Origin of the sequence: Halorubrum salinarum, assembly GCF_013267195.1 — an archaeon.
Classification (GTDB): domain Archaea; phylum Halobacteriota; class Halobacteria; order Halobacteriales; family Haloferacaceae; genus Halorubrum; species Halorubrum salinarum.
On the sequence record NZ_CP053941.1, the window covers coordinates 154,794 to 168,496 of the forward strand.

13 protein-coding genes are annotated in these 13,703 nt (G+C 71.6%); 2 read left to right on the forward strand and 11 right to left on the reverse strand.

From position 1 onward, the window contains the following. Positions 1-2: 2 nt before the first annotated feature. The 11 genes from leuD to HPS36_RS00880 form a co-directional block, all read right to left on the reverse strand. On the reverse strand, positions 3-620 hold the full coding sequence (gene leuD / locus HPS36_RS00830) for a 3-isopropylmalate dehydratase small subunit (protein WP_173228142.1): 618 nt from the start codon (positions 618-620) through the stop codon (positions 3-5). Further along, positions 620-2,080, reverse strand: coding sequence for a 3-isopropylmalate dehydratase large subunit (gene leuC, locus HPS36_RS00835; protein ID WP_121562121.1), 1,461 nt, complete (start codon positions 2,078-2,080; stop codon positions 620-622). Before leuC ends, leuD begins: the two co-directional genes overlap by 1 nt. Beyond that, positions 2,080-3,138 carry a ketol-acid reductoisomerase gene (ilvC, locus tag HPS36_RS00840; protein ID WP_137715571.1) on the reverse strand — a complete coding sequence of 353 codons (1,059 nt, stop codon included), beginning with the start codon at positions 3,136-3,138 and terminating at the stop codon, positions 2,080-2,082. Before ilvC ends, leuC begins: the two co-directional genes overlap by 1 nt. A 33-nt stretch (positions 3,139-3,171) precedes the next feature. Next, complete coding sequence (gene ilvN / locus HPS36_RS00845; RefSeq protein WP_173228143.1) at positions 3,172-3,855, reverse strand: acetolactate synthase small subunit; 684 nt, start codon at positions 3,853-3,855, stop codon at positions 3,172-3,174. Further along, positions 3,852-5,651, reverse strand: coding sequence for a biosynthetic-type acetolactate synthase large subunit (gene ilvB, locus HPS36_RS00850; RefSeq protein ID WP_173228144.1), 1,800 nt, complete (start codon positions 5,649-5,651; stop codon positions 3,852-3,854). The genes ilvN and ilvB overlap by 4 nt, the downstream gene beginning before the upstream one ends. 388 nt (positions 5,652-6,039) lie before the next feature. Continuing rightward, on the reverse strand, positions 6,040-7,221 hold the full coding sequence (locus tag HPS36_RS00855) for a LeuA family protein (RefSeq protein ID WP_449405252.1): 1,182 nt from the start codon (positions 7,219-7,221) through the stop codon (positions 6,040-6,042). Between the two features lie 414 nt (positions 7,222-7,635). Next, positions 7,636-8,436 (reverse strand): ABC transporter ATP-binding protein, encoded by an 801-nt coding sequence (locus HPS36_RS00860; RefSeq protein WP_173228145.1) that lies wholly within the window; start codon positions 8,434-8,436, stop codon positions 7,636-7,638. Continuing rightward, on the reverse strand, positions 8,420-9,271 hold the full coding sequence (locus HPS36_RS00865; RefSeq protein ID WP_173228146.1) for an ABC transporter permease: 852 nt from the start codon (positions 9,269-9,271) through the stop codon (positions 8,420-8,422). The genes HPS36_RS00860 and HPS36_RS00865 overlap by 17 nt, the downstream gene beginning before the upstream one ends. A 1-nt stretch (position 9,272) precedes the next feature. After that, positions 9,273-10,250, reverse strand: a complete 978-nt coding sequence (locus HPS36_RS00870; RefSeq protein WP_137715565.1) for an aliphatic sulfonate ABC transporter substrate-binding protein — start codon at positions 10,248-10,250, stop codon at positions 9,273-9,275. 290 nt (positions 10,251-10,540) lie between these two features. Further along, positions 10,541-10,819, reverse strand: a complete 279-nt coding sequence (locus HPS36_RS00875; RefSeq protein WP_173228147.1) for a DUF7111 family protein — start codon at positions 10,817-10,819, stop codon at positions 10,541-10,543. A gap of 40 nt (positions 10,820-10,859) precedes the next feature. Further along, entirely contained in the window at positions 10,860-11,402 is a 543-nt protein-coding gene (locus tag HPS36_RS00880; protein WP_173228148.1) for a carboxymuconolactone decarboxylase family protein, read from the reverse strand. 162 nt (positions 11,403-11,564) lie between these two features. Between HPS36_RS00880 and HPS36_RS00885 the strand changes: the two genes are divergently transcribed. Both HPS36_RS00885 and HPS36_RS00890 read left to right on the forward strand, forming a co-directional pair. Next, positions 11,565-12,494, forward strand: a complete 930-nt coding sequence (locus HPS36_RS00885) for a 1,4-dihydroxy-2-naphthoate polyprenyltransferase (protein ID WP_173228149.1) — start codon at positions 11,565-11,567, stop codon at positions 12,492-12,494. Then, positions 12,491-13,648: a mandelate racemase/muconate lactonizing enzyme family protein gene (locus HPS36_RS00890; protein WP_173228150.1), complete on the forward strand. Its 1,158-nt coding sequence runs from the start codon at positions 12,491-12,493 to the stop codon at positions 13,646-13,648. Before HPS36_RS00885 ends, HPS36_RS00890 begins: the two co-directional genes overlap by 4 nt. Positions 13,649-13,703 lie beyond the last annotated feature (55 nt).

A 13,703-nucleotide genomic window follows, 5' to 3' on the forward strand; every position in this document is an offset into this window, starting at 1 on the left:
GGTCAGTCGTCCCCCTCGACGTACGGCAGGTCGGCGACCGTCTCGTCGACCTTGCTCCGGTTCGAGTACATCAGGGCGGTCGTGTCCCAGATCCCCTCGACCAGGGCCTCGCGCATCGCGTCGTCGACGTCGACGTCGATGACGGTGTCGCCGTAGGTGACGGTCTCGTTCTCGACGTCCACGTCGATGTCGCCGTCGGGGTTCGCCTCGATCCACTCCTGGAGTTCGACGACCGTCTCGTGGTCCGTCGTGACCGCCGGGATGCCCAGCGACTTGCAGTTGTCGCGGAAGATCTCGGCGTAGGACTCGCCGACGACGCCGTCGATCCCCCACCGCATCATCGCCTGCGGCGCGTGTTCCCGGGAGGAGCCGCAGCCGAAGTTGGAGTTGACGACCGCGATCGACGCCCCCTCGAAGCGGTTGAGCGGGTGGTCGTTGAACTCGCCGTCGTCGTCCCGCCGGGCGTCGTAGAAGAGGTAGTCCGCCATGTTGTCGAACGTGACCTCCTTCATGAACTTCGCCGGCAGGATCTGGTCGGTGTCGACGTCGTCGCCGGGGATCGGGACCCCCGTGCCGGACACCTCGGTGATGTGCTGGTCGTCCGCGTCGTTCGCGCTCATCAGTCGGCCACCTCCTCGACGCCGCCGGCGCCGCCCGTCGGCCCGTCGTCGAGGTACTCGCGCGCGTCGGCGACCTCGCCCTCGACGGCCGCGGCCGCGACCATCGCGGGGCTCATCAGGACGGTGCGGCCGTCCTTCGACCCCTGCCGCCCGATGAAGTTCCGGTTCGACGAGGAGGCGCACACCTCGTCGCCCTCCAGGGCGTCGTCGTTCATCGCGAGGCACATCGAACAGCCGGCGCGGCGCCACTGGAAGCCGGCCTCGATGAACGTCTGGTCGATGCCGCGCTCCTCGCACTGCTGGCGGACGGTCTCGGACCCGGGGACGGCCAGCGCGCGGACGTCCTCGTCGACCGTGTTCCCCTCTAAGATCTTCGCGGCCTCCTCGAAGTCGGAGAGGCGGCCGTTTGTACAGGTGCCGAGGAACGCCACGTCGACGTCGTAGCCGAGCATCGACTGGCCGGCCTCGATCTCCATGTGGTCGAGCGCCTGCTCGGCCGCCTCGCGGTCGGTCCGGGCCTCGAAGTCGTCCGGGTGCGGGACCGGCTCCGAGATCTCGATCACCTGTCCGGGGTTGATCCCCCAGGTGACGAGCGGGTCGAGCCCGTCGGCGTCGACCGTGACCACGTCGTCGTACTCGGCGTCGTCGTCGGAGCTGATCGACTCCCAGTACGCCTTGCGCTCCTCGAACGCCTCGCCCTCGGGGACGTACTCGCGGCCCTTCAGGTACTCGTAGGTGGTCTCGTCCGGGTTGATGTAGCCGGCGCGGGCGCCGCCCTCGATGGACATGTTACACACCGCGAGCCGGCCCTCCATGTCGAGCGCCTCGATGGCGGGGCCGCCGTACTCGTACACGTGCCCGACGCCGCCGTCGACGCCGAGGTCCTGGATCACCTTCAGGATCACGTCCTTCGCGTAGACGCCCTCGCCGAGTTCGCCCTCGACGTTGACCCGGCGGACCTTCTGTTTGTCCGCGGCGATACAGCCGGTCGCGAGCACGTCGCGGATCTGGCTCGTCCCGATGCCGACGCCGATGGAGCCGAACGCGCCGTGGGTCGCGGTGTGGCTGTCGCCGCAGGCGACGGTCATCCCGGGCTGGGAGAGCCCGAGCTCCGGGGCGACGACGTGGGTGATCCCCTGCTTGCCGGACTCGAAGCCGAAGAACGTGATCCCGCTGTCGCTCACGTTGCGTTCGAGCGCGGAGAGCATCTCCTCGGCCTGGTCGTCGGCGAGGGGACGCTCGCGCTTGTCGGCCTCGGTGGGCGCGATGTGGTCCGTCGTCGCGAACGTCCGGTCGGGGTACGCCACGTCGAGCTCGCGCTCGCGCAGCATGCCGAACGCCTGCGGGCTCGTCACCTCGTGGACGAGGTGGAGCCCGATGAACAGCTGGTCCTGCCCGTTCGGGAGCTCGGTGACCTTGTGTCGGTCCCACACCTTGTCGTACAGCGTCCCCTCGCTCATCAGGCGGTCACCTCTGCCGACTCCTCCTCGTCCTCGTCGGCCGACTCCTCCCACGCGAACAGGCCGCGCAGCTCGTCGCCGACGGCCTCGATGTCGTGGTTCTTCTCCGCGTTCCGGAGCTGCGTGTAGGAGGGCCGTCCGGCCTGGTTCTCGGCGATCCACTCGCGGGCGAACTGCCCGTTCTGGACCTTCTCTAAGACCTCCTCCATGTTCTCGCGGGCGTGCTCGTCGACGACCACGTCGCCCTGCGTGAGCCCGCCGTACTCCGCCGTGTCGGAGACGGAGTCCCACATCTCGCCGAGCCCGCCCTCGTACATCAGGTCGACGATGAGCTTCAGCTCGTTGAGGCACTCGAAGTACGCCATCTCGGGGGAGTAGCCCGCGTCGACGAGCGTCTCGTACCCCTGCTTGACGAGCGACGTGACGCCGCCACAGAGGACGGCCTGCTCGCCGAACAGGTCGGTCTCGGTCTCCTCGCGGAACGTCGTCTCGACGACGCCGGCGCGCGTACAGCCGATGGCGGCCGCGTACGCGAGCCCCTCGTCGCGGGCGTCGCCGGTCGCGTCCTGATACACCGCGAGCAGGCCGGGCGTCCCCTGGTCGTTCTCGTAGTTCCGACGGACGAGGTGGCCCGGCGACTTGGGCGCGACCATCGTCACGTCGACGTCCTCCGGCGGCTGGATCTGGTTGTAGTGGATGTTGAACCCGTGCGCGAACTGCAGCGTGTCGCCCGCGTCGAGGTTCGGTTCGATCGCGTTCTCGTACACGTCCGGCTGGACGGTGTCGGGGACGAGGACGCTCACCACGTCGGCCTCGGCGGCCGCGTCCGCGGGCGTCTCGACGCGGAGCCCGTCGCTCTCGGCGGCGGCCCGCGAGGAGCTGTCCTCGCGGAGGCCGACGATCACGTCGACCCCGCTGTCCGCGAGGTTCTGCGCGTGGGCGTGGCCCTGCGAGCCGTAGCCGAGGACGGCCACCGTCTTGTGCGCGATGGCCTCCTCGTCCGCGTCGTCGTCGTAGTATACTGTCGAGTCGAACGTCTGGGTGTCGTCTTCGGTCATGTGTATCGTGTTGTGTCCGCGTGGGTCCGCGTGTCAGTCGTCGTGCGTCGTCGGTTCGCCGGCCGTTCCGGGTTTCTCTCCTGGCGCCGTGGGGGTGTCGCCGCGCGCGAGGGCGGTCGGGCCCGTCCGCGCGATCTCGACGATGCCGAACCGGTCGAAGGCGCTTATCGCGCTGTCGATGCTCGCCTTGTCGCCGGTGAGCTCGACCGTGATCGTGTCCGGGCCGGCGTCGACCGTCCGGCCGTCGTACATCTCGGAGACGGCGTGGACCGCGGCGGGGTCGTCCGCCTCGACCTTCAGCAGGACGAGCTCCGAGGTGACCGCGTCGCCCGCGACCTCGCCGACCGAGATGACCGGCTTCAGCTTCGCCATCTGCTTTTCGATCTGGTCGATGCCAGGGTCCGTCTCCTCGACGACCATCGTGATCCGCGAGTGGCCGTCGACGGTCGTCGGCCCGACCGTCAGGCTCTCGATGTTGAACTGGCGGCGGGAGACGAGCCCGGAGACGCGCGCGAGCACGCCGGGCTCGTCCTCCACGAGCGCCGAGATGACGGCGCGCCGCGACTCGTGTTCAGCCTCGACGACCGGGTCGATCCGGATCCCTTCCAGATTCCGGCGCCCCTCGGGATGGTCACGCTCGTCCGGCCCGGGCTGTTCGTCCGGGAGGGGCCGCGAGTCGGCCTCCGGCGCGCCGGCGGACGGCGAGTCGCCGCTCATAGCTGGTCCTCCGCGGCCGCGAACTTCCCGTTCGCGCCGCCGCTCGGCACCATCGGCAGGACGTTCTCCTCGGGGTCGACGTGGAAGTCGATCACGGCCGGCCCCTCGTAGTCGAGCGCCTCCTCGACCGCGGGCGCGACCTCGTCGTAGTCGTCGACGCGCAGCCCGAGGGCGCCGAACGCCTCCGCGAGCTTGTCGAACTCGGGCATCCAGGTGTAGTCGGACGCCATGTGGCGCCCCTCGTAGAAGGCGTCCTGCCACTGGCGCACCATGCCGATGTACTCGTTGTTCAGCACGGCGATGGTGACGTCTAACTCCTCGCGGACCGCGACCGACAGCTCCTGCATCGTCATCAGGAAGGAGCCGTCGCCGTCGAAACACACCACGTCGCGGTCCTCCTCGCCCATCGTGTCGGCGGCGACGCGCGCGCCGACCGCGGCGGGCACGCCGTACCCCATCGTGCCGAGGCCGTGCGAGGAGACCCACGTGCGGGGCTCCGTGTACGTCCAGAACTGCGAGGCCCACATCTGGTGTTGCCCGACGCCGGTCGTCACGATGGTGTCGTCGTCGGTCGCCTCGTCGAACGCCTCGACGACGAACTGCGGCTTCAGCGGCTCGTCGTCCGGCGTCGCGTACGTGAGCGGGTACGTCTCCTTCCACTCCTCGCAGCGGTCGCGCCACGCGGCGGCGTCGGGCGCCTCGCGGACCGCCGCCGTCAGCTGGTCCAGCACGCGCCCGGCGTCGCCGATCAGCGGGTAGTCGGCGTGGACGTTCTTGCTGATCTCCGCGGGGTCGATGTCGACGTGGATGACCTCGGCCTCGGGCGCGAACGTGTCGATGCCGCCCGTGAGGCGGTCGTCGAACCGCGTGCCGACCGCGATCAGGCAGTCGGTGTGGGTGATCGCGAGGTTCGCGTAGCCGGTGCCGTGCATCCCCGCCCACGAGAGGCAGAGGTCGTCGTCCTCGGGGAACGAGCCGATGCCGGGCATCGTCGTGGTCACGGGGATGCCGTAGCTCCGGGCGAAGGTCCGCGCCTCGTCGCTCGCGTCGGCCTTGATGACGCCCCCGCCGAACAGGCAGACGGGGCGCTCGGCGGCCTCGATGGCGCGCGCGGCCTCCTCGACCGCGTCGGCGTCGGCGTTCGGGTCGGGGTCGGTGCCGGCCGGCGGCGTCGCCGGCCCGGGCGTCCGGTCCGTCTCGTCCTGCGTCACGTCCTTCGGGAGGTCGACGAGGGTCGGCCCCGGGCGTCCGGCCCGCGACAGCTCGAACGCCTCGCCGACGGTGTCGCCGACGGTGTCCGCGCCGCCCGCGAAGTAGTTGTGCTTCGTGATGGGGCGGGTGACCCCGACCGTGTCCGTCTCCTGGAACGCGTCGTTCCCGACGAACTCCGTCGGGACCTGGCCGGTCAGCGCGACCATCGCGTCGGAGTCCATGTCGGCGTCGGCGATGCCGGTGACGAGGTTCGTCGCGCCCGGGCCGGACGTGGCCATACAGAGGCCCGGCTCGCCGGCGACGACGCCGTACGCGTCGGCGGCGTGGGCCGCGCCCTGCTCGTGGGCCATCGTCACGTGCCGGATCGACGAGTCGTACAGGGCGTCGTAGACGGGCATGATCGCGCCGCCCTGGACGCCGAAGGCGGTCTTCGCGCCCGCGGCCTCGAGGGCGGCGACGACCGACTCGGCGCCGGTCGAGACGGCACCCGCGGCCGGTCCGTCGTCCGGGTCGGTCGGTTCCTCGGTCGCGCCGTCGTCCGACTCGTCGGCGTCGGATCGCGGCTGTGCTGCTGTGTCGCTCATTGTCGTGGTGGTGTGCGGTGTGGCATCTGGCGGGTTGTCGTGTCGGTCGCTGCGAACGCGGGGCGGCCGGGGGCGGCCTCGACCCGTCGAACGCGGCACTCCGGGGCTCGAGAACGGTCCGGCCACCGGCGTTCGGCGGTGCGTCGCGTCGGTGAGGAAGGGGTAGTGTAGGGGGTCAGACCCCTACGATGATCGGCGCGACGGCTCCCGGGACGCTCGCGTGCGCCGCGGCCGTGGAACGCCGTCGCATCTCGCCCGAGACAACGCGGCCGGGGTATAAATTCCTGTCGGGGGACGCGGCGCCGGGCGGCGCACGGCCCCTCGGTCGGGTGCTCCCGCGACCGCCCTCGCGGTCGCTCGGGGGGCGCTCCGGTCGGGGCGGGGTCCATCAGACCCGGACCTCCTCCTCGCGCGTGACGCCCGCCTCCTCGGCGAACCGCTCGACGTCGCCGGCGGTCACCTGCCGCTTGCCGGCGCCGTACTCCTTGACCCGCTTGGTTATCTTCCGGACCTCGCTGTCCGTGGGGTCGAAGCCGGCCTCCACCAGGTGCTTGCGCACGCTGTGCGTGCCGGTGTGTTTGCCCAGCACGAACTCGCGCTCCGCGCCCACCATCTCCGGGGTCATCACGCCGGTCTCGAACGTGTCGGCGTTCTCGATGACGCCCGCGGCGTGGATGCCGGACTCGTGGGCGAACGCGTTCCGCCCGGTGATCGGCTTGTTCGCCGGCACCGGGATGTCCGAGGCCTCCTCGACGATCCGAGCCAGCTTGGTGATCTGGGTCGTGTCGATGCCCGTGTCGACGCCGTACACCGACTCGACGGCCATGACGACCTCCTCGTAGGCGGCGTTGCCGGCGCGCTCGCCGATCCCGTTGACCGACACCTGCGCCTGCTCCGCGCCGTTCTCGAAGCCCGTGACTGCGTTCGCGGCGGCCATGCCGAAGTCGTCGTGCGTGTGGACGTCGACGCGCGCGTCGGTCGCCTCCACGACGGCGTTGACCGTCTCGCCGAAGCTGGTCGGCATCCCCACGCCGCAGGTGTCGGGGATGTTGATCCAGTCGGTGCCGGCGTCGGAGACGGCCTCGACGATGTCGATCAGGTACTCCGGGTCCGTCCGGGTGGCGTCCATCGGCGAGAACATACACTCGACGCCGGCGTCTTTCACCTGCTCGACGGCGTCGACCGCTCGCCCCTTCGCCTCCTCGCGGGTCGCGTGCATCGAGTCCTCCAGCTGAACGTCGCTGGTGGAGACGAACACGTGGACCATCTCGACGCCGGAGTCGATGGCGGCCTCGATGTCGCCCTCGACGACCCGCGCCAGCCCGCAGACGGTGGTGTCCGTCGCGGCGGCGATGTCGCTGACGGCCTCGAACTCCGCGTCCGAGTTGACCGGGAACCCCGCCTCGATGACGTGGGTGTTCATGTCGTCCAGCGTCGCCGCTATGCGGCGTTTCTCATCGTAGCTGAACGACGTACGTGGTGACTGTTCTCCGTCTCGCAGGGTCGTGTCGAAGATCCGTACCGGACCTATGTCGACGTTAGAAGCTATCGTGCCCTGGAAGAACTCGATCCGCCGGGGTGTCCGACGAAGCCTCCGTGATGTCTGTCATCGACTCACGACAAGACAGTCGGGTACTTAACCGTTTGGACGATCGCAAAATCGGAGCGGACCGGAAGTTCGGCGCGCCGCGAGGGGAACCGAGAGAATCGCATGACAGCACCGGCATCAATACACCTTAAGGAGATTATACACACACCGGTGATTGATGACCTATTCCGATCCGGAAGCCGGTTAATAAGCCGAATCGACGTTCGTTTCCTTCGATCCGCGGCCGGCGCGCGGTGGGAACGCGCGGCGCGGCACGCGGTGGCACGGGACGACGGGAGGCGGCGGGCAGCGCGCGGCGCCGCGGATCGGTGAGCGGCGCCGCGTATCGGCGCGCGCCGCCCGCCGGTGCCCGTCGGGGGTCGCTGCGGTCCGCCCTCACCGACCGAGCGCCGCCGTCACCTCGCGCCGGAGCGCGACCAAGTCGGCGTCCGCCCGGTCGCGGGGGCGGTCGATGTCCACGTCGACGACCGACTCGACCGTGCCGGGCTGGCCGCCGAGGACGGCGACGCGGTCCGCGAGGTAGACGGCCTCCTCGACGTCGTGGGTGACGAGGACGACGGTCGTCCCCCGCTCCGCCCACACGTCGAGCAGGTGGTCCTGCTGGTCGGCCTTCGTCAACCGGTCGAGCGCCGAGAACGGCTCGTCGAGCAGCAGCACGGACGGGTCGTAGGCGAGGCCCCGGGCGAGCGCGACGCGCTGGGCCATGCCGCCGGAGAGTTCGCCCGGGCGGCTCTCGGCGAAGCCGTCGAGCCCGACCGTCTCGATCAGGTCGTTGACGCGCCCGCGGGCCGCCTCGGTGTCGGGGTCCACGTCCGCCGGGAGCCCGACCGCGACGTTCTCGCGCACGTCCGCCCAGTCGAGCAGCCGCGGCTCCTGGAACACCATCCCCACGGCGTCGCTGCCGCCGTCGCGCACGTCCGTCCCGTCGACCGTGACGCGCCCCTCGAACGCCGGTTCGAGCCCGGAGAGCACGCGGAGCAGCGTCGACTTGCCGCAGCCCGACGGGCCGACGACGGCGACGAACTCCCCGTCCGCGACCGCGAGGTCGACCCCGTCGAGCGCGACGGTGTCGTCGTACCGCTTGCGGAGACCGTCGACCGCGAGCACGGGGTCCGCGTCCGAGGGCGCGGCGTCGGCGGTCGGCGGCGCGGCGTCGGCGTCAGCGTCCGACGACACGGTCTCTCACCTCCTTCACCGCGAGGTCCGAGCAGTTGCCGAGGAACGCGAAGAGCAGGATCGACCCGACGATGATGTCGGGCCGCGCGAGGGTCCGCCCGTCGCTCAGCAGGAACCCGATCCCCTGGCTCGCCGCGATCAGCTCGGCGGCGACCACGAACATCCACGCCAGCCCGACGCCGCCGCGGATCCCGACGAGCAGGTCCGGGAGCGCGGCCGGGAACACGACCCGCCGCAGCGACTCGACGCGGCCGAGGTCGTACACCTCGGCGACCTCCAGCAGCTCCTCGTCGACCGCGGCGATGCCGGTCGAGAGGTTGAGGTACACCGGGAAGAACGCGCCGACGGCGATGAGCAGCACCTTCGCGGTCTCGCCGATGCCGAACCAGAGGAGGAACAGCGGCACCCACGCCAGCGACGGGATGTTCTTCAGGCTCTGTAACAGCGGGTCGAGCAGGTCGCTCGCGGTCCGCGAGAGCCCGGTCGCGGTCCCGAACAGAATTCCGACGGCGATCCCGAGGCCGGCGCCGAGGACGACGCGCTGAACCGTGATCGCGACGTGATCCCACAGCTCGCCCGAGGCCGCCATCCCCCAGAGCGTCTCCGCCACCCGCAGCGGCGCCGGCAGCTGATGGGCCGCGAAGACCCCGGTCGCGACCGCGACGTGCCAGACGACGACGAGCGCGGCGGGAACGAGCAGCCCGAGCAGCGGCCGGAGCCGGCTCGCGGCGGGGAGCGGGACCGGTCCGAGACCGCGCGACTCGGCGCTCCGGGCCGACCCGTCCCCGTCCGATCCGCGGCGGGCCTCGGACTCGTGACGGGTGTCCGCGGCCATCTCAGACGACCTCGGTCGCGAACTCGGAGTCGATCAGCTCGTCGACGGTGCCGGCGGGGTCGGCGTCGTCGGTCACGAGCCCCTCGCGTTCGAGGATCGGCGAGAGGTCCGAGAGCAGTTCGCGGTGCGGCTCGCCCGGGACGGGCTCGGAGAGGTCGGTCCGCCGGGTGAACACGCGCTCCGCGACCGGCGCCGACATCTCGGAGGCGTCCGCGAGGATCCCCGCGGTCGCCTCGGGGTTCTCGATCGCCCACTCGCGGCCGCGCTCGTAGGCCTCGAGGACGCGGCGCGCCTGCTCCGTGCGGTCCGCGAGGAACCCGTCGAGGAAGTTCAGGAAGCCGTAGGTGTTGTACCGCGGCTCGCGGAAGAACAGCTCGGCCCCGTCGTGTTCGAGCTCGAGCTCGGCCATGTGCGGGTCGAGCCCGGCCCACGCGTCCACGTCGCCCCGGACCAGCGCGGACTGCCCCTCCGGGTGCTGGAGGTTGACGACCTCGACGTCGTCCTCGCTCAGCCCGGCGTCGCCGAGCGCCTGCAGCAGGAAGAAGTACGGGTCAGTCCCGCGGGTCGCGGCGACCCGCTTCCCCTCCAGGTCCGCGACCGACTCGATGCCGGTCTCCTGGAAGGTGACGAGCGCCGTCCACTCGGGCTCCGAGTAGACGTACGGCGTCGTGATCGGCACGCCGTTCGTGCGCGCCATCAGCGCCGCGATGCCGGCGGTCGAGGAGACGTCGGCCTCGCCGCTCTGCGCGTACTCGTTCGCCTGGTTGCTGCCGAGGCTCAACACCCACTCGACGTCGGTGCCGGTGTCCGCGAACGCCGCCTCGAGCCAGCCCTTCTCGCGCAGCACGAGGCTGACCGGATTATAGTACGCGTAGTCGACCGTCACCGTCCCCGAGCCGCTCCCGCCCCCGACGCAGCCGGCGACGAGCGAGCCGCCGATCGCCGCGCCGGTACCGCGCAAGAACTGTCTTCGCTCCATCGTGACTCCTCGTACCGGTGCCACTCATAAACCGATATGGCTATTGAGAATATTCGGCTACGGCTATGATGCTCCTAAGTTATTTATTTTCATCAGTGACGACGGTTCACACGCGAACAGAACGCGGCGTCGACCGCGCTGTCGCCCGGACGCGCGGTTCGATCGCGGTCGCCCGCACGGTCGAAGGCGTTCGGCTCGCGTTCGGGGTACCGGATCATGTTGCTGACTCCTCACGAGGTCCGGTCTCGGCCGCGAGGGGCGCCGACTGAGGAAGAAGAGTTCCTCCGCGATTACATCCCCATGTCGGCGGCGGCGTCCGGAATCGGGAGATCCGGGACGGCGACGCCGAGGAGTTCGGCGGCGTGGTCGAGCGCCATGTCGAACCCGTAGTACCGCTCCAGTTCGTCGCCGTCGGGGCCGGGCCGGACCTTCAGCATGGCGTACCCCTCGACGTTCTGCGCGACGGTCGCCTCGCGGCCGTCCCGCGAGAAGGTGAGCCGTCGTTCGCCGCCCGTCTCCTCGTACCGCGCCTCGACGCCGTTCGCCGACGCGGCCTCCGTGTCGGTCATACCCGCGATACGGGCCGGACCCTGTCGAACCTGTCGGTCGTTAGCGGGGGTCCCACCCGTGGAACTCGGTCCCGGGCTCCAGTTCGAGGTCGAACGCGTCGATCATCCCGCCGAGCGCGTCGTACCCCCGCGCGGTCGCGGCGATGCCGACGATCGCCTCGTCGTCGTACAGCGCCGCGACCTCGTCGTGCGCGACCGCGTCGACCTCGCCGCGGACGACCGCGAGTGCGTACTCGATCAGGGTCGTCTCATCGTCGCCGAAGGGGGCGGTGTCACCGCGCCCGAGCGCCGCGATCTCGTCGTCGCCGATCCCCACCCCGCGGGCGATGTTGACGTGCTGGTGCCACTCGTAGCGGTTGCCGACCTCGCTCGCGACCGCCAGGATGACGAGCTCGCGCTCCCGTTCAGTGAGCCCGCTGTCGGTCCACAGCGACCCGAGGAACGACCGCAGCCCCGCCAACACCTCGGGGTTGTTGCCGACCGACTGGTACACGTGGAGCGGTTTCCCCTGGAGCGACGACTCCAGGAGGTCCTCGTACTCGTCCGGCACGTCCGCCGCCTCGGCGTAGGGAACGCGGGCCATAGCGAGCGGTCGCGCCCGGGCGGCATAGGTGTACGCGACTCGGTATCGTTCGCCGCGAAGGGCGGGGGAGCGAGTCGATCGCCGTCGGCCGACCGCTCTCGGGGCGGGCGGCGGCGATCCGCGATGGCAAGGTTAAGGGACGCCACGCACCAACTGGCGGCAATGAGTACCGAGGTGACCCGCCGCCGGGCGTGGGTGATGGCCGCCCGGCCCCAGACGCTCCCGGCCGCGGCCGCGCCGGTGATCGTCGGCGTCGGGCTGGCGCTCGCCGACGGGGTGTTCGCCCCGCTGCCCGCGCTGGCGGCGCTCGTGGGGGCGGCGCTGATCCAGGTCGGGACGAACTTCGCGAACGACTACTACGACGCGATCCAGGGCGCCGACACCGACGACCGCGAGGGGTTCACCCGCGTCGTCGCCAGCGGCCTCATCGAACCGGCGGAGGTGAAGCGGGCGATGTGGCTCACCTTCGCGGCCGCCATCGGCGTCGGCACCTACCTCGTCGCCGTCGGCGGCGTCCCGATACTCGTGATCGGACTCGCCTCCGTCGCGGCCGGCATCGCCTACACCGGCGGGCCGTACCCGCTCGGCTACCACGGGCTCGGCGACCTCTTCGTGTTCGTCTTCTTCGGCGTGATCGCGGTGACGGGGACGTACTACGTCCAGGCGGCCGCGCTCCTCGCCGGGTGGTTCCCGGTCGGGGTGCCCGGTGAGACCGTCACCGTCGGGGCCGCGGTCGCGAGCCTCCCGATCGCCGCGCTGTCGACGAACATCCTCGTCGTCAACAACCTCCGCGACCGCGAGGAGGACGCCTCGACCGGCAAGCGCACGCTCGCGGTCCGCTTCGGCTACCGGTTCGCCCGCGGCGAGTACCTCGCGATGCTCGCCCTCGCGTACCTCGCCCCGCTGTGGTTCGTCGCGCGCGGGGACGGCCTCGCGGCGCTGCTCCCGTTCGTCACGCTCCCGCTGGCGGCGACCGTCGCGCGGACCGTGTTGACCGAGACCTCCGGCGAGGCGCTCAACCCAGCGCTCGAATCGACCGGCAAACTGCTCGCCGCGTACGCGGTCGCGTTCGCGGTCGGCCTGGCGGTGTGACCGACGACGACACGCGCGGCGAGGGGCCGGCCCGGACCGTTCGACACCGACCGTTCGCGCTCGACCTGACCCGTCCCCTCGGCACCGCCCGCGGGGAGATCGGCCGCCGGGAGGGATTCGTGGTCACCGTCGAGCGCCGGAACGGTGGAGGCGGCGCGGTCGGCCTCGGCGAGGCGACGCCGCTCCCGGGGTGGACGGAGTCGCGGGAGGCCTGCGAGACCGCGCTCGACGGCCTCGGCGGCCGGGGAGAAGTCGAGTCGCCCGCGGAGGCGCTGGACGCGGCGTCGACGCCGGCCGCGCGCCACGGCGTCTCGCTCGCGGTCGCCGACGCCGCGGCCCGCGAGCGCGGACGGCGCCTCGCGGCTCACCTCGCGGACGCGGCCGGCGTCGGCGCCGCCCCCGCGGACGCGGTCCCGGTCAACGCGACCGTCGGGGACGGCTCGCCGGCGGAGACCGCCGCCGACGCGAGGCGCGCGGTCGAGGCGGGGTTCGACTGTCTGAAAGTGAAGGTCGGCGCCCGCGACGTCGACGCCGACATCGAGCGCGTCCGCGCCGTCCGGGAGGCCGTCGGCGACGCGGTCGCGCTCCGCGCCGACGCGAACGGCGCGTGGGACCGCGAGACGGCGTCCCGCGCGCTGGACGCGTTGGCCCCCTTCGACCTCGCGTACGTCGAACAGCCGCTCCCGCCGGACGACCTCGACGGCTTGGCGGCGCTTCGCCGGGGCGACCCGTCCGACGGCGGCGGAGGCGACGATGGCGGCGGAGGCGACGACGGCGGCGGTGTCCCGATCGCCGCCGACGAGTCGGTCGCGGCCCGCGGGATCGACGCGGTGCTCGGCGCGGGCGCGGCCGACGCGGTCGTGCTCAAGCCGATGGCGCTCGGGGGGCCGGACCGCGCGCTCGCGGCCGCGCTGCGGGCGCGGGAGTCCGGCGTCGAGCCGGTCGTCACCACCACGATCGACGCGGTGGTCGCGCGGACGGCCGCCGTCCACGTCGCGGCCGCGGTCCCGGACGTGTCGCCCTGCGGCCTCGCGACCGCGTCGCTGCTCGACGGCGACCTGGCGCCGGACCCCTGCCGGGTCGAGGGCGGTCGGATCGCTGTCCCGACCGGTCCCGGACTCGCCGGCGGCGCGTTCGACGACCTGCGGCGGTAGCGCGACGGGGGCGGACCCGCCGCTCGCCGCAGGGGGACGGACTTTTCACCGCGAC

Coding starts and splice junctions, on each gene's coding strand:
- leuD (WP_173228142.1), bottom strand. CDS start 620: ATGAGCGCGAACGACGCGGACGACCAGCACATCACCGAGGTGTCCGGC.
- leuC (WP_121562121.1), bottom strand. CDS start 2,080: ATGAGCGAGGGGACGCTGTACGACAAGGTGTGGGACCGACACAAGGTC.
- ilvC (WP_137715571.1), bottom strand. CDS start 3,138: ATGACCGAAGACGACACCCAGACGTTCGACTCGACAGTATACTACGAC.
- ilvN (WP_173228143.1), bottom strand. CDS start 3,855: ATGAGCGGCGACTCGCCGTCCGCCGGCGCGCCGGAGGCCGACTCGCGG.
- ilvB (WP_173228144.1), bottom strand. CDS start 5,651: ATGAGCGACACAGCAGCACAGCCGCGATCCGACGCCGACGAGTCGGAC.
- HPS36_RS00865 (WP_173228146.1), bottom strand. CDS start 9,271: ATGGCCGCGGACACCCGTCACGAGTCCGAGGCCCGCCGCGGATCGGAC.
- HPS36_RS00870 (WP_137715565.1), bottom strand. CDS start 10,250: ATGGAGCGAAGACAGTTCTTGCGCGGTACCGGCGCGGCGATCGGCGGC.
- HPS36_RS00875 (WP_173228147.1), bottom strand. CDS start 10,819: ATGACCGACACGGAGGCCGCGTCGGCGAACGGCGTCGAGGCGCGGTAC.
- HPS36_RS00880 (WP_173228148.1), bottom strand. CDS start 11,402: ATGGCCCGCGTTCCCTACGCCGAGGCGGCGGACGTGCCGGACGAGTAC.
- HPS36_RS00885 (WP_173228149.1), top strand. CDS start 11,565: ATGAGTACCGAGGTGACCCGCCGCCGGGCGTGGGTGATGGCCGCCCGG.